This window comes from Streptomyces sp. NBC_00669, from assembly GCF_036226785.1.
GTDB lineage: Bacteria > Actinomycetota > Actinomycetes > Streptomycetales > Streptomycetaceae > Actinacidiphila.
On record NZ_CP109018.1, the window covers coordinates 6,860,642 to 6,881,969 of the forward strand.

The window sequence follows — 21,328 nt, forward strand, 5'->3', positions numbered from 1 at the left end:
TTCCGAACTTCAACGCTTGGCAAGCCCAGGTGTGGGGAGCGCGTGAACGACTAAGGTGTGCACTTGTCTGGATCGGGGGCACGTCCCGGGGGGAAGGAACACTTCGTGGGTTCGTCGGGTCTGCGCCGCCGGCTGCTGCTGGTCTCCACCAACTACGCGCCGGAGCACGCCGGGATAGGGCCGTACGCCACGCAGATCGCCGAGCACTGGGCGGCCGGCGGCGCGGAGGTGCACGTGCTCACCGGCATGCCGCACTACCCGGCGTGGAAGCTCGACCCCGCGTACGACGGGGTGCGGCGGGTCGAGGAGGACCGGGCCGGGGTACGGGTGCACCGGCGCGGACACGCGGTGCCCGCGCGGCAGACCGCGCTGCGCCGGGCCACGTTCGAGGTGAGCGTGCTGCGCGGCGGGCGCGACGAACCGGCCGGGATGGGGCGGCCCGACGTGGTGTTCGCGCAGATGCCGAGCCTGGCCGGCGGCGTGCTCGGGGCGCGGCTGGCCGAGCGCCACCAGGTGCCCTTCGTGCCGATCGTGCAGGACCTGATGGGCGCCGCGGCCGCGCAGAGCGGGATACGCGGCGGCGGGCCCGCCGCACTGGCCGCCGGGCTCGTCGAGAAGTACGCGCTGCGGCGGGCCGCGCTCGTCGGGGTGATCCACGAGTCGTTCACGGCGAAGGTGGCCGCGATGGGGGTGCCGCCCGAGCGGATACGGGTGGTGCCGAACTGGTCGCACGTACAGCGCCCTTCGCGGCCCCGCGCGGAGATGCGGGCCCGGCTGGGGTGGCGGCCCGGGCAGACCGTGCTGCTGCACTCCGGGAACATGGGGCTCAAGCAGGGCCTCGACGTCCTGGTCGAGACGGCGCGTTCGGCCCCCGAGACCCGGATCGTCCTGATGGGCGAGGGCAACCAGCGCGAGCACCTGCGCTCGCTCGCGGGCAGCCTGCCCAACCTGGACTTCCTCGCCCCGGCCACCGACGACGAGTTCCCCGAGGTGCTGGCCGCCGCCGACTTCCTCCTGGTCACGCAGCGGGCCTCGGTCCGCGACATGAGCCTGCCGTCCAAGCTCACCTCCTACTTCGCGGCCGGGCGCCCCGTGATCGCCTCGGTCTCCGCGGACAGCGGCACCGCCCAGGAGGTGCTGCGCTCCGGCGCCGGCGTCGTCGTCGCGCCCGAGTCCCCGGGGGAGTTGCTCGCCGCGGTCCAGGCGCTCACCCTTGACCCCACCCGCACCGCTGTCCTCGCCGCGGCCGGCCCGGTCTACGTCGACGCGCACCTCTCCCGCGATGCCGGGCTCGGCCGTATCGACGCGTTGCTCTCCGAGGCGCTGGCCGAACGCGCCCCCGCGGCAGCCGAGTCCGCCGCTCCCGCGCCGGGCCCGGTGCCTACTGCCGTGGCGGAGGCGGAAGTTGCCGAGCAGCCCGACGCGCCCGGAGTCCCGGCGGAGCCTGCGGTCGGGGCCGGCCGGGGAGACGAGGCCGCCTCCGGGCAGCCGGTCGAGGCCGCGCCGGTCGTCTCTGACGGTGCATCGGATTCCGCCCCCCGTAAGGACGTTGGGGCCGAGAGCGGCGTTCAGGGGCGTACGGAGCCGGGCCCGGCGCCTGCCGTTCCGCCCGCTGTTCCGCCCGCCGTTGCCCCTCCCGTTCCGCCCGCCGCTCCGCCCGCTGTTCCGCCTGCTGTGGCGGAGCCGGACGGCCGGGCGGTGCCCGCGAGGCCCGCGCACGTGCCGGCGGTGCCCGACGAGGCCCCGGGCGCGGAAGGCGCGCCGCCGTCGACAGGAGCGGTCGCGCCGCCGCGGCCCGTGGCTCCGCCACCGCCGGCCGCGCCGCCTCGCCCTTCCGCCCCGCCGCGCCCCTCCGCTCCGCCCCAGGCCGGTGCGGAGCCGCCGGAGGCGGGGCCCGACCCGGAGCCGACCGGTACCGACGCCGGCCTGGCTGCGGACGCGGACGCCGAGCCGGACCCGGACCCGGCAGCGGTCGGCGCCGACCCCGTCGCGGGACCGGGAGAGGCGGACTCCGACCCGGGCCCGGAGACGGAAACGGAAACGGGCGAGGCGAACCCCGAAGCCGTCGCCGGGAGCGAGGAGCCGGAGGTGCCCGCGGGGGCGCCCGCGGGGGAAGGCGGGGCCGGCCGTGAGCGGTGAACTGCGGGACGACGGCGAGGACGTGGACCTCGTCCGCGACCAGGTACGGCAGATCGTCCGGTACAAGGGCCTGATCGCGGCCGGCCTGGTGGTGGGCCTGGCCGGCGGCGCCTTCCTCGCCCTGGGCGGCGCGAACACGTACGCCGCGAGCAGTTCCGTGATGGTGCGGGCGGCGACCGCGGACCCGTTCGCCGCGGGCGCTACGCCCGACAAGGGCATCGACATCGGCACCGAGCGCCAGTCCGCGATGAGCACGACCGTCGCCGAGGCCGCCGCGAAGGCGGTGAAGCAGCCGGTCAAGAAGCTCCAGCACTGCCTCCAGGTGACGAACCCGCCCAACACGCTCGTCCTGCGCTTCACTTGCGCCGCCCCCGACGGCGAGGACGCGGCCGCGTGGGTCAACGCGTTCACCAAGTCCTACCTGAACGACCGGGAGTCGGCGACCAAGGCCACCATCAAGAAGATGGTGAAGGGCTACCAGGACCAGCTCGACCCGCTGGTCAAGCAGCGCAAGGACCTGCTCGACCAGATAGACGCCACCACCGACAGCCAGGTCATCGGCACCCTCGTGTCCGTGCAGACCAACCTGCTCAGCCGGATCACCGAACTCAACGGCGACATCAGCGGGTTACGGGCGCTCGACACCACCCCGGGCGTGGTGATCAAGCCCGGCGCGGTGCCGGACGCGCCGACCGGCCCCGGGACGACGCTGATGCTGGGCCTCGGCGCCGCCGTCGGACTCGCGCTCGGCCTGCTCGCCGCGTGGCTGCGGCTGGTCTTCGACCCGCGACCGCGCTCCGCGGGCGAGGTCACCCGCGTGATGGACGCACCGGTGCTCGGCACCCTGCCCGGCGGGCGCGGCCGCCGCGGACGCCGCGGCCGGCAGGGCCCGGCGGGCCCTCAACCGCTGCTCGCCGAGGGCCAGTCCACCGGCCGGCTCGCCGAGGAGTACCGGGCGATCGCGTTCCGGCTCAGCCACGACCGGCGGTTCGCCGCACGCCGCAGGCTGCTGGTGGTGGAGCCGCGCGGCAGCAGTGACACCGCGGCCGCGGTCGCCGTCAACCTCTCCGCGTCCTTCGCCGAGATGGGCAAGGAGGTGCTGCTCGTCGAGGCCGACCTGCGCACCCCGTCGCTGTCCGGGCGGCTGCGCTCGGCCGACCCCGGCCGCCCCGGCTGGGCCCGCACCCCGGGCCTGGCCGAAGGGGGTTGGCCCGCCGGGCTCCAACTGCCGGTGGACACCGGCGAGTACGGCTCCTTCGACCTCGTGCCCGGCCGCCGTGTACCCAACGTGGCCCGCGCCCTGACCTCCGGCCAGGCCGGCCGGCTCTTCGCCGAGGCCGACGACCCCGGCACCGTCGTGGTCGTCCTCGCCCCGCCCGTGCTGTCCTACGCCGACGCGCTCGCGCTCGCCGACCGGGTGGAGGGCGTGGTCGTGGTCTGCGACCCGGCCGAGGTGCGCCGCGAAGACCTGGCCCGGGTCAGGGAGTTGGTCGCGGGGGCCGGCGGCGCCGTACTCGGTGCGGTGCTGCACCGCGCCCCGGCCGCGCCCGGCCGCTCCCGGTTCCTGCCGCGCCGCCCGCGCTCGGGCCGCCGCGCCGCCGCGCCCGCCTCCGCCCGTGACGCCGCGCCCACCGAGCCCTTCCCCGCCGCCCCGGAGCGCCACCCGGTCCCTTGACCGGCCCCGCACCGCGGCCCGCCGCGGCCCCCGGGGCCGAACCCCCGCAGCGCGCTGCCCCGTACGGCGCCTCCTACGGCAACGCGTCCGGCAGTCCGTACGACGCTCCCTACGACGACCTGTACGGCGATCCGCGCGAAGCCCCGTACGAAGGCCTCGCCGAGACCCCGGACCTGGTCGAAGTCCCGTACCGGCAAGCCCACTTGGCCGTCGATGCCGACTTCGGCACCGACGTCAGCACCGACAGCGGCACCGACAGCGACACGGACGCCGGCACGGACCCGGACGGGCCGCGCGGCAGGCGCCGCGGGTTGGCCGCCGTCGTCAGCTCCGTCGCCGACCAGGGCGTCGCCGCCTTCACCAACATCATCGTGCTGGTGGTCGCCGCCCGGCTCTCCACGGCGGCCGGCTTCGCGGTGTTCTCGATGGTCTACATGGTCTTCACGGTGCTGCTCGGCGTGAACGTCTCCTACGTCGGCCAGGCCCTCGTGCTGGAGCGCGGCTCGCGCCGGGTACGGGCCGCCTGCCGGTCCGCCGTGGCGTTCACCGCGACCGCGTCCGCCGTCCTCGGCTGGGGCATGGCCGCCGGGCTGCTCCTCGTCCCCGGCTCCACCGCGCGCGGGCTGGCCGTACTCGGCCTGGTGCTGCCGGTGGTGCTCACCCAGGACGGCATGCGGTACTGCTTCTCCGCGCTGCGGCTGCCGCACCTCGCGCTGGCCGCCGACACCGTACGGCTGCTGGTCGCGGTGCCCGCGCTGGCCGTGCAGCCGCACGGCGCGGGCGCGGTACGGCTGGTGGCCGTGTGGGGGGTGTCCGGGGTGCCCGCGCTGCTGGTGGGCGCCGCGCTGCTGCGGAGCCGGCTGCGGGCCGCGCCCGGCGAGGTACGGCCGCCGGTGGACATCAGGCCGTACGTCCGGCGCGGCCACCTCGGGCAGCGGTTCGTGGTCGAGTTCGGCGTCGGCAACGCCACCAGCCAGCTCGCCGTGGTCGGCCTCGGCCTGTTCGCGGCGCCGCTCGCGGTGGGCGCCCTGCGCGGCGCGACCACCCTGTTCGGGCCGATGAACGTGCTGTTCAACTCGGCCACCGCGTTCGGGCCGCCGCTGCTGAACCGCGTGCGCGGCACCACGCGGAAGGTGCGCGCCACCGCCGTGCTCGCCGTCGCGCTCGCCGCGGTCGCCACCGCGTGGACGGCCGTGCTCATGCTGCTGCCCGTCCACGCCGGCCGGGCGCTGCTCGGCGACACCTGGGCCGCGTCCTCCGGGCTGCTGCCCGCCTCCGGCAGCCAGTACGCGTGCATCGCGCTCGGCACCAGCGCCCTGCTGACCCTCCGCGTGCTGCGGCCGCGCGCGACCCTCCCCATCCAAGTGGTCTTCTCCCTCGCCTCGGTGCTCTTCATGCTCGGCGGCTACCGCCTCGACGGCGTGCTCGGCGCCGCCTGGGGCCTCGCCCTCGGCTCCGCGCTCAAGGCGATCGCGCTGTGGCTGCGCATCACCGCCGAGCGCCGCGGGCCCGGGAGGAGGGTCACTTCCGACCCCCTCCCGGGCGGGTCCGCGGCTCCGGAAGACCTGTCGGCCGGTTCTGCCTGAAGCCGGGCGGCTGCGGTCAGACGCCGGCGAGGTGCTGCTTGCTGTCGTCCAGTTTGTCGTCGAGCCGCTCGCCCTCGATGTCGGGGTCCGGGACGTAGCGGGCGAACCAGCGCGGGTGGTGCCAGGCCCTGGCGCCGAGGATCGCCATGGCGGCGGGGACCAGGGTGAGGCGGACCACGAAGGCGTCGACGAGGACTCCGACGGCGAAGCTGAAGCCGATCTCCTTGGTGGTCGGATCGGGAGCGAAGATGAACGCCACGAAGATCGACGCCATGATCAGCGCGGCCGCGCTGACCACGCGGGCGGACAGTCCGGTGCCCAGGACCGCCGCGCGGCGGGCGTCGCCGGTCCTGCTGAACTGCTCCTTGATCCGCGAGACGACGAAGACCTCGTAGTCGCTGGACAGCCCGAACATGATCGCCAGCAGGATGACGGGCAGGAAGCTGAGGGTCTGGGTTGGCTCGATGCCCAGCAGGCTCTTGCACCATCCCCACTGGAAGACGGCGACCTGGGCGCCGAACGCCGCGCCCGCCGAGAGCAGGAAGCCGAGGATGGACTTGATCGGCACGATGATGGTGCGGAAGGCGAACGTGAGCAGCACGAACGCCAGGGCGACGACGGTGACCAGGAAGGTCGGCAGGGCGTCGGCGAGTTTGGCGGACACGTCGATGTTGGTGGCGGTGACACCGCCGACCAGGAGGTGGGCGCCGGTGCCGGCCTCCAGGGTGGTGCGCTGGTCGCGGATGTGGTGGACGAGGTCGGTGGTGGCGGCGTCGTTGGGGCCGGTGGTCGGGATGACGTTGATCAGGGCCATGTCGTGCGTCGTGACGGCGACCGAGGACGAGGCGACGCCGGGTACCTTGCTGATCGCGGCACTGATCTGCTGGGCCTGGCCGGTGGTGGCCACGTCGTCGGCCACGACGGTCAGGGTGCCGTTGTAGCCGGGACCGAAGTGCTCGGTGGTCAGGTCGTAGGCGCGGCGGGAGGTGTCGCTGGTGGGCAGGGCGCTGCTGCCGGGCAGGCCGAGGTCCATGCTCGCCGCCGGGATGGCCAGCCCGCCCAGGGCTATGACGCCGATGGCCAGGACCGGGACGCGGCGGCGGACGACCCAGCGGGCCCAGCGGGTGCCGGCCAGCTTGTCGGGGTCGGTGGCGGCGGTGCGGGCGGCCGGCTGGGCGCGCCGCAGCAGCGGCAGGCGGCTGAAGCGGGCCGCTCCGCGCCTGCCGAGGATGCCGAAGACGGCGGGTACCAGGGTCAGGGCCACCAGCAGGGCCAGGGCGACGGTGGCGGCTGCGGCCAGGCCCATCGTGGTCAGGAAGGGGATGCCGACGACCGCGAGTCCGCACAGGGCGATGATGACGCTCAGCGCGGCGAAGACCACCGAGCTTCCCGCGGTGCCGGCCGCGCGGCCGGCGGCTTCCTCGGGGTCGCGGCCCTCCAGGAGGAAGGTGCGGTAGCGGGCCAGGATGAACACGGCGTAGTCGATGCCGCAGGACAGGCCGAGCATGGTGGCCACCGAGGTCGATGCGGCGGCGATGTCCGTGACCGCGGACAGCGCGGTGATCCCCATCATCGTGGTGACCAGTCCGAACACGGCGGTGACGATCGGCAGGCCGGCCGCGACCAGCGAGCCGAACGTCAGGCACAGGATGACCAGCGCGACTCCGATGCCGACGGCCTCGGAGCTGGCTCCGGCGGCGGCCTTGGGATAGACCGAGCCGCCGAACTCCACCTGCACTCCTGCGTCGCGGGCGGCTGAGACGGCCGGGTCCAGCTGGTCCAGGGTGCCGGTCTTCACCTCCGCGGCCTGCGCGTCGTAGGTGACGGTGCCCAGCGCGATCCGCTTGTCGGGTGAGACGGTCCTGGCCTGGAAGGGGTTGGAGGCGCTGGTGACCTGGCTGACCTTGCCGAGCGCGGTGACCGCTCGGTCGATCGCGGCCTGGTTCCTGGCGCTGGTGATGTTCCCGTCCTTGACCGCGAACACCACCTGCGTGGAGGCCCCGGAGGCGGCGGGCAGCTTCTCCTTGAGCAGGGTGAGGGTCTGCTGCGCCTCGGTACCGGGGATGGTGACCGTGTCCGTGGTCTTGCCGCCGCTCGCGCCGGCGATCACGATCGCCGCGACGACGACCGCCACCCACGCCGCCAGCGTCTTCCAGCGGTTGCGGAAGCACCAGCGTGCAAGGCGGTACAGGTAGGTGGACAAGGCGGGACTCCTTGCTCGTCTCAGGAAAGGGGGGCGCAGCGGTCGCGTCCCCCACCACCGCCTCGATTGCCACCATAGGCAAACTTATCTTGAGTGGCAAATATGCCGCCCCTGCTATACTCTCGCCATGGCTGAAGCAGTGACGTCGCTCCGCGAACGGTCCAAGGCCAAGCGCCGGGCCGCCATCCAGCGGGCCGCGCTGCGCCTGTTCACCGAGCGCGGCTACGAGGGCGCCACCATCGCCGACATCGCCGAGGCGGCCGAAGTCGCTCCCCGGACCGTGCGGATGTACTTCCCCAACAAGATCGATATCGCGACGTCGGCCGCCGACGACATCGCCACGCACGTGACCGCGGTGTTCAAGGCGCACCCCGACCTGTCGTTCAGCGAGGCCATCGACCGGTGGATGCTCGCCGAAGCCGACACCACCGATCCGGAACTGGCGCAGCTGGTGGCCGCCATGTACGACGCCAACCCGACTCTGCAGGCCGTCTCCGGCACACACTCGGCCGCCGCCAGCCAATCCGGCGAACCCGCCCTCCTCGCGGAACTCGGCCTCGCCCCCGACGACCCCCTCCTCCCCGTCGTCACCGCCGCCATCAGCTCCGCCATCGGCGAGTACGTGACCACCGCCCTCAAGAACGGCGTCCCGCACGAGCCCCACCAGCGGTTCATGCGCTACCTGCGCAGGATGATCAGCGCCGCCCGGGACGGCTGACCTCACAGGGCAACGCGGCTAGCGCAGCGTTCGGCGGGGGTTCCTGGTGAACGTGGCGACCAGTGCCAGGCAGAGCAGGGCGATGCCGATGCGGCCCGCGGCCTGGAGGAGGGGGCCGCGCAGGAGGATGAAGGAGTAGCCCGCGGCCATCGGCACCACGACGGCCGCGAGCGTGCCCGGGCGGCTACCCTCGGAGGTGCGGCGCGCGTAGCGGATGTCGATCCGCGAGCAGGCGTACCCGAGCAGAAGGAAACCGCCGGTCATGCCCAACGGGCCGAAGTCCAGCCATAGTTCGGCCCACAGCGGGGACGAGAGGTTGGTGTTGGTCATGCCCATCCAGCGGCCGACCAGCACCCCGGAGTCGAGCGGCTTGCCGTGCCACACCGAGCGCGGCACGAAGAAGAAGACGTCGGCGGCGAGTTGGCGCCCGTGCGTGTGCCCGGTGCCGGACTCCACGTAGGTGAGGGTGTTGGCGAACATGCCGACCTGGTCGTAGTCCTTGATGGTCAGCGGGTCGAGCACCGAGGTGGACTGCACCGGGTGGTAGCCGCCCGAGTCGTAGCGGAACCGGTCCAGGAACGGGAAGAGCAGCAGCGCCGCGACGACCCCGCCGACCAGCGCGGTGCGATAGACCGCGGGGCTGCGCGGGAACGCGGTGAACAGGATCGAGAAGACCACCGTCAGGAACCAGTAACGCGGGTTGGAGACGGGGTTGTTGACGATGACGTTGATGACGACCAGGCCGCCGAGCGCGACCAGCGCGGGCAGGTTGCGGCGGGCCCGGCGGGAGGTCGTCATCCAGCGGAGCAGGATCAGCAGCGCCAGCAGCGCGGGCACCGTGCCGAACCCGCGGATGAACGCCGAGCCGACGTGGCTGTCACCGCCGGCCCCGGTCAACCCGCTGGCCTGTACGGTCTCGCTGATGTTCTGGCGGCTGGTGAAGAACACCGCGGGGCCGCCGAGTTCGACGATGCACAGCGCGCTGCCGGCGTACGCGAGGAGGATCAGCAGCCACAGCCGCTGCCGGGCCACCTGCGCCTGCGGGCGGGGCCGCCGTAACCGGTCGGGCGGCTGGAAGCGGGCCGCCAGCGCGCCCACGTCGTAGGCGACGCAGCCGACCAGGGTGAGCGAGATCGCCAGCACCGTGTCGGAACGCGTACCGACCACCGGGGTCGGCACCTGCCCGATCACCTCCTGGGCGAGCGGCGCCACCCCCATCGCCACGTAGCCGAACAGCCAGAACGCGCCCTGCACCAGGCGCCGCCGCCGGCTCAGCACCATCGCGCACAGCCGCCCGCCCGCGTAACAGGTCAGCGCCAGTTGCAGCCAGAACCCGGTGTCGCGCAGGCCGGGGCCCGGTTGCGTCAGGACGTAGCCGGGCAGCAGCACGACGACGGAGATCACCAGGGGTACGGCCAGCGCCCGCGACAGCACGGCTCGCGACAGCACGACCCGTGGCGCGGCCCGCGGGTCCTGCGTGGCCCGCGCCTCCCGCGACACGTCGAGCGCCATGGCCCCCCTTCCCCTGCGCGAGTCTAGGCCGCGCGGGTGGGGGAGGGGGCGGGTACGCGAGGGTCGGCCCGGCACCGTTCAGGGCCCGGCACCGTTCAGGGCCCGGTCGCGTTGAGGACCCGCACCGTTCGCGGACCTGTCCCGTCCAAGTCCCGGCGCCGCACTCCCCGCCCCGGTCAGGAACCGTCGAACGCCGCCTGGAGCGCGGCGATGTCGAGCTTGCCCATCTTCATCATCGCCGCCATCGCGCGGTCGGCCTTCTCCCGGTCCTGGTCGCCGAGCAGCGCGCTCATGACGCTGGGCACGACCTGCCAGGACACCCCGAACCGGTCCTTGACCCAGCCGCACGGTCCCTCCTGGCCGCCGCCCTCGGTCAGCCGGGACCAGTAGTAGTCGACCTCGGCCTGGTCGGCGCAGTCGATCTGGAACGAGATCGCCTCGCTGAAGGTGAACTGCGGCCCGCCGTTGAGCCCCAGGAACTGCTGCCCGTTGAGCGTGAACTCCACGGTGATCACCGCGCCCGTCTCACCGGGCCCGGACTCCGTGTAGCGGGCGACCGAGCCGCGCGAGGAGTCCTTGAACACCGACAGGTAGAAGTCCGCCGCCTCTTCCGCCTGGCCGTCGAACCACAGACACGTGGTGAGCTTTCCGCTGGTCATCGCTTCCTCCGTGGTCGTACGCGGGTGGCGGGCAGCGGATGCCGCCGCGCCGTCGTCCCGTCGCGTCCTTGCACCCCTTAGGACGGTCCGGCGCCGCGAAACTCATCGGCCGCGCGGAAGACGGCGCCCGGCCGCGCGGAAGACGGCGCTCGGCCGCGCGGAAGACGGCGCTCGGCCGCGCGGAAGACGGCGCTCGGCCGCGCGGAAGACGGCGCCGTGGTGCGCCGCCCGCATCGTCAGCCCTTCCTGCCGCGGAGCCTGCGGACGAGCCCGCCCAGCGGGGTGCGGCCGCTGCTCGCCGGGCCGGCCGAGGGCGGCGCGCCGCGCCCCACGCGCAGGGACAGGTCCTCCCCGCCCTTGGTCCAGTACGGCTGTACGGTCCGCTCGCCGCCCGCCGGGTGCGGCCGGGCCGCCGGGGGCGAGACCAGTTCCGGCGCCCGCCGCCCGCCGAGCCGGGCCGTCTTCGTCCAGCCGAGGGCGGCCAGCCGGACATGGAAGTCCCATGCCCCGTCGGCGAGCGGCCGTCCTGACACGACGCTCGCCGGGTCGAGGACGGCGGTGCCGGACACCGTCGCGGTCTCGACGCCGACGTCCCCACCGTCCCCACCGTTCCCGACGTCCCCACCGTCCCCGCCGGCTCCCGTGGAAACGCGTTCCACCGTGCAGTCGGTCTCCAGCGGATACCGCGCCCCGGTCTCCCGTTCCCGCAGCACCAGCGTCGCCCGCGCCCGCTCGGCGCAGGCCGCGCCCGTCAACTCCCGTTCACCGAAAGCCCGGTGCAGCTCGGGCGACATCCCGGAGGGCGCCAACCGCTCCTGTCCCGGGACGAGTTCGACCGGCCGACCGTCGGCCACCAGGGTCGCGGTGAACGACACCGCCAGCGTGCCGTCCGCCCGCCAGGCGACGTCGAGCAGCGTCGGCAGGCAGGCCAACGACCTTTCCCAGCGGACGAGTTCGACCAGATCATCGGTCCGCCCGGCGCGCACCAGCGCCAGCGTCAGCCGCTGGTGGGCCGGCAGCCCCTCGGCGGCCGTGGCGGACGCACTCTCCTCCAGGGTCCGCCTGATCTCGGCGAGCAGCGCCGCCCGCTCCGCCTCGTCCGCGTCGAGCAGCCGGGCGCCGCCGATCCGGTCCAGCACCTCCACCCGCAGCCAACGGCGGTGCAGCCGGTCGCGGGCCGCGCCCGGCGCGGTGAGCGCGTCGGCCGCCGCCATCACCTCGCGCAGCCCCGCGTAATACGCGGCCGGAGTGGTCGGCATGGCGGGCGTGGCGGGCGTGGCGGGCGCCGCACCGGCCGGCTTCCGCGCGGGCGCGTAGGAGCAGCAGACGTACGACCCGAGGACGGCGGTGCGGCGGGCGCGCAGCAGCGCGGCCACGGTGAACGCCTGATCGTCGAAGGGCGCGGCGGAGGAGCCGAACCGCAGGCCGTGCCGGCGCACCATGGCGGTGTCGAAGAGCTTGTCCGTGGTGAGGCTGTCGCCCAGCGGGTCCCGGCTGAGCTTGGCGTCCGGCCGGTCGCGCGCGTACAGCTCCTGCGGGACCGGCCGCCCCTTCGCGCCCGCCAGCCGGCCCGCCACCACGTCGGCGTCGTGCTCCAGGCCGTACGCGTACAGGCGGCGCAGCGCCTCGGGGGCGAGCCGGTCGCCCGCGCGGAGGAAGAGCAGGTACGCGCCGCGGGCCTCGGCCGCCGCCGTGTCGCGCGGGTCCGCCCCGGTCCGTACGACGCGTACGCCCGCGGGCGGCGGTTCCGGTACGGCGTCGGTGGGGCGGGCCGCGACGAGGGTTTCGACGGCGCCCTCCGCCCAGTCCTGCGCGGCCACCGACGCGAGGCTCGCCGCCACCTGCCCGGCGTCGTCGCCCGCCCGCACGATGACGCTGACCCGGGGGCCGGCCGGCAGCGCGGGTTCGTGGCCCGGCTCCACCAGCAGCACGACCGCGGCAGCCGTACCGCCACCATCGGCGGCGCCGCCACCCCCGGGCGCCCCCGCCGCGCCCCGCGCAGCGGATTCCTCGGGGGCGGCGCCGACGCGCAGCCCGCCCACCGCCGCGGTCGGCACAGCCGGCCCGCAGGCCGGCGCCGTCAGGTCCGTGGTGCGGTCCAGCCCCGGTCCCAGCACGCGCACCTGGACCTCCCAGGCCCCCGCGTCCGGCGGGCTGCCGCCGGCCGCGCGGCGCGGGTCCACCGTCGCCGTCGCCCGTATCACCGGGCGCAGCCGCTCCACCCCGTCGGCGCGCGGCGGCAGTTCCTCCCACACCACTTCCACGTCCCGCGGGAGCATCCACTTCACGGCGGTGCCCCGGTGGCGCAGCAGCACGTCCACGCGGAAGCGGGTGAGGTGGTCGGTGAGGTCCACCGGTTCCAGGCCCGGCTCCAGGCCCAGGCCCAGGCCCTCGGTCAGTCGTGGGTCGAGCAGGTACCTGCCGTCGCGCCGCTCCACCGTCAGCGCGGTGCCCTCGTCTCCGTAGCCGAACGACGCCTCGAACTCCAGGCGCAGCCGCTCGCGGTGGAAGGAGGCGCCGGTCAGTGTCGCGTCGGCGCGCAGGGTGTCGGCGCGGCGGGCCAGGGTGAGCAGATCGGCGGTGCGGGCGGCCCGCACCAGGTCGTCGCGTACGCGTTCCAGCCCGACGAGCCCGTCGTGGACCGCCGGCGTCAGGTAGTCGGCCGCGACCGAGCGCAGCGCCTCCACCAGCCGGTCGCGGTAGTCGCCGTCGGGGTAGGCGGGGAAGATCGGCTCGCTGAGGTACTTGACCATGTCGGCCCGCCAGAACCGGCGCAGCCACGTGTCGCGTACCGGGCCCGGCTCGGTCTCGGCGAGCAGCGCGTCGAAGATCTCGCGGAGGTTGCCGGCGTAGGAGTCCGGGTCGAGCCGGTCGGGTGTCGCGTGCCCGCCGTCCTCGCGTTCGAGGTAGTAGTAGCAGGGGTAGTCGCCGACGATCGACACGGACGCGGCGCGCAGCACCGCCGGCACCATGAACAGCAGGTCCTCGCCGACGTAGTGGCCCACCGGGAAGCGGATGCCCTGCTCGCGCAGGAAGGCCGTGCGGTACATCTTGTGCACGGTGAGGCTGTCGTGGAGCGGGGCGGTCCGGTAGGTCACCGACTCCCGGTTCCGGCTCATCAGCGCCTGCGGGGCCCCGCGCAGCCGGTGGGTGATGGTGACCTTGCCGATCACGATGTCCGAGCCGTTGCGGCGGCCCACCGCGTACATCCGCTCCAGGGCTTCCGGTCCCAGGCTGTCGTCGTGGTCGACGAACTGGACGTACTCGCCGCGCGCCATGTCGACGGCCACGTTGCGCGGGTGTCCCGGCCAGCCGGTGTTCTCCAGCCGCACCACGCGGAAGAGCGGGTCGGCGGCGGCCAGTTCCTCCAGGCGGTCGGGGGTGGAGTCGGTCGAGCCGTCGTCGACGAACAGCACCTCGAAGTCGGCGCGTGCCATGGTCTGGCTCTTCAGTGCGGCGATGAGTGGTTCGATCAGTGCGCCCGTGTTGTAGGTGGGCACGATGACGGTGACCTGCAATGACACGCTGTTCTCCAGGAAATGGTGCAGAAACTCGCTATCGAATGACCGTCCTGTATGTGCGCTTTGGTCTCCTTTCGGCCGCGCCGGCCCGCCGGCATCAGCGGCCACCGGTGTTGAGGCGGGCGGCCTGGCGGGTGAGGTGGTTGCGTTCGGCGAGGGTGGGGGCCTGGCGGGCGGCTTCGGCGTAGAGGCGGGCCGCGGTGGAGCGGTCGCCGTCGCGTTCGTGCAGGTAGGCGGCGACGGCGGTGTGGCGGGGGAGGGAGTCGTCCAGGTCGGCGAGCGCGGCCAGGCCGGCCCGGGGGCCGTCGGCCTCGCCGACGGCGACGGCGCGGTTGAGCCGGACCACCGGGCTGTCGGTCAGCCGCACCAACTCGTCGTACCACTCGACGATCTGCACCCAGTCGGTCTCCTCCGCGACGGCCGCGTCTGCGTGCAGCGCCGCGATGGCGGCCTGGGCCTGGAACTCGCCCAGCCGGTCGCGGCCGAGGGCCGCCTGGAGGATCTGCACGCCCTCGGCGATCGCCCGGGTGTCCCACTTGCCACGGTCCTGCTCGGCCAGCGGCACCAGGCTGCCGTCGGGCGTGGTCCGGGCCGCGCGGCGGGCGTGGTGCAGCAGCATGAGCGCGAGCAGCCCCGCCACTTCGGGGTGGTCGATCGCGGCCGAGAGCTGCCGGGTGAGCCGGATCGCCTCGGCGGCGAGGTCGACGTCGCCGGAGTAGCCCTCGTTGAAGACCAGGTAGAGGACCCGCAGCACCGTGGCCACGTCGCCGGGCCGGTCGAACCGTACGCCGGAGACGGTCCGCTTGGCCCGGCTGATCCGCTGCGCCATCGTCGGCTCCGGCACCAGGTACGCGGCGGCGATCTGCCGGGTGGTCAGCCCGCCGACGGCGCGCAGCGTGAGCGCCACCGCGGAGGACGGGGTCAGCGACGGGTGGGCGCACAGGAAGTACAGCCGGAGCGTGTCGTCCACCGCGGACGCGGGCCCGGGCGGCGGCTCCTCGTCGACGCGGTCCTCGCGCCGGCGCCGGGCGGAGTCCGCCCGGGTCGCGTCGAGGAACCGCCGCCAGGCCACCGTGACCAGCCAGCCCTTCGGGTCCCGCGGGGGATCGGCCGGCCAGACCCGGACCGCCTCGACCAGCGCGTCCTGGACGGCGTCCTCGGCCGCCGCGAAGTCCGCTCCGCGGCGGACGAGGATGCCGAGCACGCCCGGGGTGAGGCTCCGGAGCAGGGCCTCGTCCATGTCGGCGGTCACTCGGTGATGGTGGGCGGCTCGGTCAGGAACGGGCGCAGCTCCAGCCACTCGTGGATCGGCTTCCCGCCGGCGCCGGGCGCGGCCGACAGCTCCCCGGCCAGCTCGACCGCGCGCGCGTAGCTGTCGACGTCGATCACCATCCAGCCGGCGATCAGGTCCTTCGTCTCGGCGAAGGGGCCGTCGGTGACCGGCGGCCGGCCCTCGCCGTCGTACCGGACGAAGGTCCCCTCCGGGGCGAGCGCCTGGCCGTCGACGAACTCGCCGGTCTTCTCCAGCCGGGCCGCGAAGTCGTTCATGTACCCGATGTGGTCGGAGATCTCCTGCGGCGTCCACTGGTCCATGGGTACGTCGTTCACTGCGGCCGGGGCGCCGCGGTAGTGCTTGAGCAGCAGGTATTTGGCCATGGTGGTTCTCCTTGGTGCGGGGCGGCCCATTCTGGCCGCGCTCACCCCGGGGACGGAGCACGCCGCGGGTTCTCGACACGACCGCCGGAAATTCTTTTCTGGACGTCCCCAACACCGCCTACGGGCGCCGCTCGTCCCGGGTGGGCGTCACGCCGGGGGCGGGCGGGTTCTGGTCCGTCGAGTGCTTCTTGCCCCGTCCGGTGGTGGACGACAGCGGCTTCCCGCCCGCCCGCAGCTCCGTCTTCTTGTGCTTGCCCTTGCCCTTGCCCTTGGCCGCGTGCGACGGCACCACGTCCTGCGGGAAGATCAACTGCTGGCTCTGCCAGGTCAGTGCCGCCGGCATCTCGCTCGTCCAGGTGCTGAAGTTGTGCACGCCGTGGTCGGGGAAGATCGACGCCGTCCGCATCGGCGGCTTCGCCATCCGCAGGAACTCCTGCGCCTTCGGGTAGATGTGCTCGTCCCCGTGCTTGCTCGCGGCGACCAGCACCGACACCTGCGGGATCGGCAGGTGCTTCAGCCGCCAGAACAGGTCGTGGGAGTCGATCCGCTTCTGCCGGGAGATCCCGCTGCCGAACAGGTTGCCGGTGGTGATGTCCTGCTTGATGACGAAGTCGGGGGAGAGCGCCGCCGCCGAGGTGAACACGTTCGGGTCGCGCATGGTGAGCTGGAGCGCGCAGGTGCCGCCGGAGGAGTAGCCGAGCGCGCCCCAGGCGGTGGCGCTGTGGCCCACCCGGTAGGTGGCCCGGAGCGCGTCCGGCAGGTCCTTCGCCAGGAACGTCTCCGTCTGCGGCCCGCCGGGCACGTTGACGCACTCGGTGTCGCGCGGCGGCGCGATCGTCGGCCGGATCTCCACGATGATCGTCGGCTGCATCTTGCCCTGCTTCATCAGCTGCTGGGAGGTCTGCCAGACCCGCAGCCCCTGCGCGAGGTTGTAGATGCTGCCCGGGTAGCCGCTCATCGCCAGGATGACCGGGAAGCGCTGGCGGGCGTACGCCTTCTGGAAGTACTGCGGCGGCAGGTAGACGAACGCCGGGTCGATCACGCCGGTGCGCCGCCCGATCACCCGTACCGACTCGACCCGGCCGTTCGCCGAGGCCGGCGCGCTCGGGATGCCGCTGACGCCCTTGAGCAGCGAGGTGTCACCGGGCTCGATCAGGGGGGTCCGGCTGACCACGGAGGTACCGGAGGCGTTCGGGCTGAGCGCGACCGGGGCGGTCTTGCCGGTGCCGAACAGGTCGCTCCACGAGCCGTAGAACTGGTAGTCGGCGTTGACGGCCGCGAGCAGCGCGGTGATCGTCACGAGCTGGGTCACGCCGATCACGGCGAACCGGGCCGTGACCCACGCCCACCCGGTGCGTGCGAGGCGCGGCCACGTCCACACCGTGAGCACCACGCACGCGGCGGCCAGCCCGGCCAGTACGTACGCCGTCGTCCAACTGGTGAGGTTCATGTCGCTCCCCCTTCTCTTTCCGTTTCCACAGTGCTAGAGGGCTGAGGGGGCCGGTGCGTTCCGTGCGAAGAGTGTGACGATGTCCCAACCGTCCCCGAGCGCCCCCCGATCACCGGGATGCCCTACCCCGGACGGCCCCCGCGGCTAGGCTGTCCGGACGGTGCCCGGGGGCGCCCAACGGTGCCCGGGGGCGGTCGCGGGCGCCGTACCAGGGGAAGCAGCACAGGGGGAGGCGTCACGTACGTGAGAGTCCTGCATGTGGTCACCCTGCACACGCCCACCAACGACTTCGGCGGTCCGACCAGGGTCGCGCTGAACCTGTCGCGGGGGCTGCGGGCCAAGGGCGTCGACGCCCGGATCGCCACGCTCGGCGACGGCTTCACCGGCCCGCTGCCGACCGAACTCGAAGGCGTGCCGTCCTTCGTCCACCAGGCCCGGCACCTCCTGCCCGCGTTCGAGGTGAGCGGGATCACCTCGCCGGGGCTGCTGGCGAAGGCGCGCCGGATGGTCAAGGGCGCGGACGTGGTGCACGTCCACCTGATGCGGGACCTGATCACGCTGCCGTTCGCGCTGATCGCCCTGGAGGCCGGGGTGCCGCTGGTGGTCCAGACGCACGGCATGATCGACCCCACCGAGAAGGTCTTCGCCAAGGCCGTCGACCTGCTCGGCATGAAACGGGTGCTGCGCCGGGCCGACGCGATCCTGCACCTCACCGCCATGGAGCGCGACGGCGTCCAGGCGGTCGTCCCCGACACCCCGCTGACCACCTTCCACCGCCTGGTCAACGGCGTCGTCCGGCAGGACCGCCGCCCGCCGCGCACCGGCGACCGCCCGCCGACGGTCCTCTACCTCGCGCGCGTGCAGAAGCGGAAACGGCCCGAGGACTTCGTCGCCGCGATGCCCGCGGTGCTCGCCATCCACCCCGACGCCCGCTTCGTGCTGGCCGGACCCGACACCGGCGCGCTCACCGAACCGCTGCGCGCCCTCGCCGCCGAACTCGGCGTCGGGCACGCCCTGGAGACCCCCGGCCCGCTCGGCCACGACGACGTGCTGCGCCGCCTGCGCGACGCCGACGTCTACGTCCTGCCGTCCGTGGTCGAGCCGTTCGCCGTCTCCCTGCTCGAGGCGATGTCCGTCGGCGTGCCCGTCGTCGCCGCCGCGACCGGCGGGCTCTCGCCGGACATCGAGGCGGCCGGCGCCGGCGTCATCACCCCCAGCCGCCCCGACGCCGACAACGGCCCCCTCGTCGCCGCCGCCATCCTCGAACTCCTCGAACCCGACGCCAACGCCCGCGCGTCCCGCGCGGCCTGGCAACTCGTCGAGGAGCGCTTCTCCCTCGACGCCGTCGTCGACGACCTCCTCACCGTCTACGCCCGCGTCGGCGCCCGGCAGCCGTAGCGCGGGACCCGCCGTTTCGCCGCGCCGCCGTCCGTCCCCCTCTACCGTTCGACCAGAAGACGTGTGCGCCGGGGCGGGCTGCGCCGGCGGGCACCGGGAGCCGACACGGTTGGAGGACCGCCCCATGCCCCACACAGGACGACCGAGCCGCCGATCCGTTCTCAAAGCCGGTACGGGGTTCGCCCTGGCCGGCGCCGGTGCGCTGAGCGCCGGTCTGTACGGTGCGGCTCCGGCCGCCGCGGCCCAGGCCGGCACCCCGCTGTGCGACCAGCCCGGCGACTCCGCGAGCGCGGTGGGCCTGGGCTCCGGGGATCTCGGCATCCCGTACCACCGCGAGCACGACGGCAGTTGGGGCTACGTCTTCGGCGACTCGTGGGCGGGAATGCAGCAGGCGGACGGCACCTACCTCGGCTCACCGGTGATGCTGAACCAGGCGGGCTTCGACCCCTCCGGCGCGACGCCGATCTCGTTCACCTGGGCCGAACCGGGCGGCAGGGCAGCCCAGTTGTTCGACTACACCCACAACGCGGACAACGGGTACGGCACCGAGGTCAGCCGAATCCCCAACGACTGCATCGAGTTCGGCGGCCGCACGTACATCCAGTACACCTCCGTGGCCACCTGGGGCCCGCCCGCCGGGTACGACGGCTCGCTGATGTCCGGTGTCGCCTACTCCGACGACTACGGCGCGACCTGGACCGACTTCCCCTACCACTGGGACGGTGACGTGCGGGGCGTCAACCAGTCGATGTACGGCATGTGGTCGTTCGCGGGCATCGACCCCGACGGCTGGCTCTACATCTTCTCCAAGCGCTGGAACGGCACCCACAACAACACCGCCGACGGCGGGGCGATCCAGCTCTTCCGCATCCAGCCGGGCGACTTCCACAACGGCGACTTCGGCGCCCAGCAGAACTGGGCCTACCTCGACGGCTCCTGGCAGTGGACCACCTCCGCGCCGCCGTCGGTCATCCTGTCCGGCAACAACACCGGCGAGTTCTCCGTGAAGCTCATCAACGGCACTTACTGCATGAGCTACTTCGACGTGGTGCTGGGGGCGATCTGCACCCGGACCGCGCCCCGCCCGGACGCGGTGTGGAGCACCCCCGTCCCCCAGATCACCGCGCTGACCGTCCCCAACCTGTACGGCGGCTACATCCACCCGGGCAGCCCCGCCGCGACGTCCCTCACCCTCGTCGTGTCGCAGTGGAACGGCACGGTGGGCCAGGCGCCTTACTGGGTACGCCAGTTCGACGGCATCAACGCGTAGGGGGAGCGCGGGGCCGTTCTGCGCCTCTTGGCGTGATGGCGTGATGGAGCGATGCTAGCTTGCTAGTGGGCTAGAGTGCTAGCATCGCCCTGTGAGTGGCGAAGAGGTCAAGCAGTTCAACGTGTACCTGCCGGTCGGGCTGATCAAGCAGGTCAAGTACCACGCCATCGAGTCGGGCTCGTCCCTCTCCGCGCTGGTCGCGGACGCGCTGCGTGCCTACCTCGACGACACCGACGGGCAGCAGCGGAAGACGTCCGAGAAGGAGAGCTGACATGACGACCGAGGGCATCGAGGCCGTGTTCCTGACGACCCACAACTGGGGCAGGACGGCGAAGTTCTTCCAGGCGCTGGGCTATGAGCTGGAGTTCTCGACCGACCACGACTCCGGTCAGCTCCGCAACGGCGACGGTCCCTACGTCTTCGTCGCCGAGGTCCCCGAGGACCGTGAGCCCGAGACGCGGATCGTGCTGAAGGTGCCGGACGCGGACGCCTTCCGGGCCGATCCCGCCGTCGAGGTGGTCTCGCCGTTCGAGGAGACCCACTTCGGGACCAGGGAGATGACCGTCCGGGACCCCGACGGCCGGCTGTGGAGCCTCCAGGCTCCCGCCAAGGGCTGACGGCGACGAGAAGCCCGGGGCGCCGGGCCGTATCGGGGCGCCGGACAGCTCCGGGGTGCGGACCGCCCTCTGGCGGGCGTCGCACGTGCGGGTCGACGCGCCGCCCCACGGGACCGAGGACGGGATCGGCCTGCGGCTGGCGGCCACCCCGCGCCGGCTCGCCGGGCTCGCCCCCGGCTCGATGTTCGCGATGACGTTCATTCAGCGGTCGGACCGGCGGACTCCGCCCGTCGAGCGGCGAGGACCTGCTGGTGGTCACCGCCCGGCGTCGAGGGCACGGGCCGGGTCCGCCTTTCGGGGGCGGGTCCGTTCTTCGGGCCGGGGCCGGGGCCAGGGTCGGGGTCAGCTCACGCCGCTCGGGCGGTCCAGGCGCCAGATCGCGAAGGTCCCGCTGCCGGCGGCGGCCGTGGGCGGCGTGCCCTGCTCGTGGCGGAGTTCGGTGAAGCCCAGCCGGCGCGGCACCGCGGCGCTCGCGGTGTTGGCGACGTCGTGCTCGATCTCCAGGTACTCCACCTCCGGCAGCGTGAACATCTCGGCGACCAGGGCCGCCGTCGCCCTCGTCGCGATGCCGCGGCCGGTGGCGGCGGGGTGCAGCCAGTACCCCAGGCGCCGGCCCCGAGGGTCGGCGTACCGGTAGGACTGGCACATGCCGAGGAGCGCGCCGCCGTCCGCCTCGATCGCGTAGTTGTACACGTCGCCGCTCGCCCAGTTCGTCCCGGCCTTCGCGAGGAAGTCCCGGGTGGCGGCCTCGCCGTGGCGGGCGACCCACGGCTCCCAGGGCAGCAGGTGCTCCACGGATTCCTCGATCAAGGTGAACGCCGAGGCGTAGTCGCTCTGCCCCTGCCAGCGTCGCAGGACGAAGTCCCCGCACTCGATGATCTGCCTCGGTCGTGCCATGCCGACCATGATCGTTCGTGGGACGGC

At 73.6% G+C, this 21,328-nt stretch carries 15 protein-coding genes and 1 pseudogene; 8 read left to right on the top strand and 8 right to left on the bottom strand.

Annotated elements, in window-relative coordinates:
• Nucleotides 1–138 precede the first annotated feature (138 nt).
• The 3 genes and pseudogenes from OG896_RS28865 to OG896_RS28875 all read left to right on the top strand — a co-directional run.
• Nucleotides 139–1,332: pseudogene (locus OG896_RS28865) on the top strand (glycosyltransferase family 4 protein); the annotation flags it as partial.
• A gap of 796 nt (nucleotides 1,333–2,128) precedes the next feature.
• Nucleotides 2,129–3,814: a lipopolysaccharide biosynthesis protein gene (locus OG896_RS28870; protein WP_329370027.1), complete on the top strand. Its 1,686-nt coding sequence runs from the start codon at nucleotides 2,129–2,131 to the stop codon at nucleotides 3,812–3,814.
• Nucleotides 3,815–4,125: 311 nt separating this feature from the next.
• Nucleotides 4,126–5,400 (top strand): hypothetical protein, encoded by a 1,275-nt coding sequence (locus OG896_RS28875; protein WP_329374345.1) that lies wholly within the window; start codon nucleotides 4,126–4,128, stop codon nucleotides 5,398–5,400.
• A 16-nt stretch (nucleotides 5,401–5,416) separates the two neighbouring features.
• On the opposite strand, the gene OG896_RS28880 is transcribed toward OG896_RS28875, so the two are convergent.
• Nucleotides 5,417–7,603: an MMPL family transporter gene (locus OG896_RS28880; RefSeq protein ID WP_329370029.1), complete on the bottom strand. Its 2,187-nt coding sequence runs from the start codon at nucleotides 7,601–7,603 to the stop codon at nucleotides 5,417–5,419.
• A gap of 127 nt (nucleotides 7,604–7,730) precedes the next feature.
• On the opposite strand from OG896_RS28880, the gene OG896_RS28885 reads away from it, so the two are divergent.
• The gene (locus tag OG896_RS28885; RefSeq protein ID WP_329370031.1) at nucleotides 7,731–8,321 is read left to right on the top strand and encodes a TetR/AcrR family transcriptional regulator; all 591 of its coding nucleotides are present in this window, start codon (nucleotides 7,731–7,733) and stop codon (nucleotides 8,319–8,321) included.
• 18 nt (nucleotides 8,322–8,339) lie between these two features.
• On the opposite strand, the gene OG896_RS28890 is transcribed toward OG896_RS28885, so the two are convergent.
• From OG896_RS28890 to OG896_RS28915, 6 genes are all read right to left on the bottom strand, one after another.
• Nucleotides 8,340–9,833, bottom strand: a complete 1,494-nt coding sequence (locus OG896_RS28890) for a hypothetical protein (RefSeq protein WP_329370033.1) — start codon at nucleotides 9,831–9,833, stop codon at nucleotides 8,340–8,342.
• Nucleotides 9,834–10,009: 176 nt separating this feature from the next.
• Complete coding sequence (locus tag OG896_RS28895) at nucleotides 10,010–10,492, bottom strand: VOC family protein (RefSeq protein WP_329370035.1); 483 nt, start codon at nucleotides 10,490–10,492, stop codon at nucleotides 10,010–10,012.
• A gap of 236 nt (nucleotides 10,493–10,728) precedes the next feature.
• A complete protein-coding gene (locus OG896_RS28900; RefSeq protein ID WP_329370037.1) occupies nucleotides 10,729–14,016 on the bottom strand; it encodes a glycosyltransferase family 2 protein in 3,288 nt (1,095 codons plus the stop codon).
• 94 nt (nucleotides 14,017–14,110) lie between these two features.
• A complete protein-coding gene (locus tag OG896_RS28905; protein ID WP_329374347.1) occupies nucleotides 14,111–15,253 on the bottom strand; it encodes an RNA polymerase sigma factor in 1,143 nt (380 codons plus the stop codon).
• Nucleotides 15,254–15,261: 8 nt separating this feature from the next.
• On the bottom strand, nucleotides 15,262–15,669 hold the full coding sequence (locus tag OG896_RS28910; RefSeq protein ID WP_328463373.1) for a YciI family protein: 408 nt from the start codon (nucleotides 15,667–15,669) through the stop codon (nucleotides 15,262–15,264).
• 118 nt (nucleotides 15,670–15,787) lie between these two features.
• A complete protein-coding gene (locus tag OG896_RS28915) occupies nucleotides 15,788–17,119 on the bottom strand; it encodes an alpha/beta hydrolase (protein WP_329370039.1) in 1,332 nt (443 codons plus the stop codon).
• Between the two features lie 243 nt (nucleotides 17,120–17,362).
• On the opposite strand from OG896_RS28915, the gene OG896_RS28920 reads away from it, so the two are divergent.
• The 4 genes from OG896_RS28920 (at nucleotide 17,363) to OG896_RS28935 (ending at nucleotide 20,404) form a co-directional block, all read left to right on the top strand.
• Nucleotides 17,363–18,517 carry a glycosyltransferase gene (locus tag OG896_RS28920; RefSeq protein WP_329370041.1) on the top strand — a complete coding sequence of 385 codons (1,155 nt, stop codon included), beginning with the start codon at nucleotides 17,363–17,365 and terminating at the stop codon, nucleotides 18,515–18,517.
• Nucleotides 18,518–18,641: 124 nt separating this feature from the next.
• Nucleotides 18,642–19,787 (top strand): DUF4185 domain-containing protein, encoded by a 1,146-nt coding sequence (locus OG896_RS28925; protein ID WP_329370043.1) that lies wholly within the window; start codon nucleotides 18,642–18,644, stop codon nucleotides 19,785–19,787.
• Nucleotides 19,788–19,878: 91 nt separating this feature from the next.
• On the top strand, nucleotides 19,879–20,058 hold the full coding sequence (locus OG896_RS28930; protein ID WP_328463365.1) for a CopG family transcriptional regulator: 180 nt from the start codon (nucleotides 19,879–19,881) through the stop codon (nucleotides 20,056–20,058).
• Nucleotide 20,059: 1 nt separating this feature from the next.
• The gene (locus tag OG896_RS28935; protein ID WP_329370045.1) at nucleotides 20,060–20,404 is read left to right on the top strand and encodes a VOC family protein; all 345 of its coding nucleotides are present in this window, start codon (nucleotides 20,060–20,062) and stop codon (nucleotides 20,402–20,404) included.
• Nucleotides 20,405–20,746: 342 nt separating this feature from the next.
• Here the strand turns inward: OG896_RS28935 and OG896_RS28945 are convergent, their stop codons facing one another.
• Nucleotides 20,747–21,301, bottom strand: a complete 555-nt coding sequence (locus OG896_RS28945) for a GNAT family N-acetyltransferase (protein ID WP_329370047.1) — start codon at nucleotides 21,299–21,301, stop codon at nucleotides 20,747–20,749.
• Nucleotides 21,302–21,328: the final 27 nt, after the last annotated feature.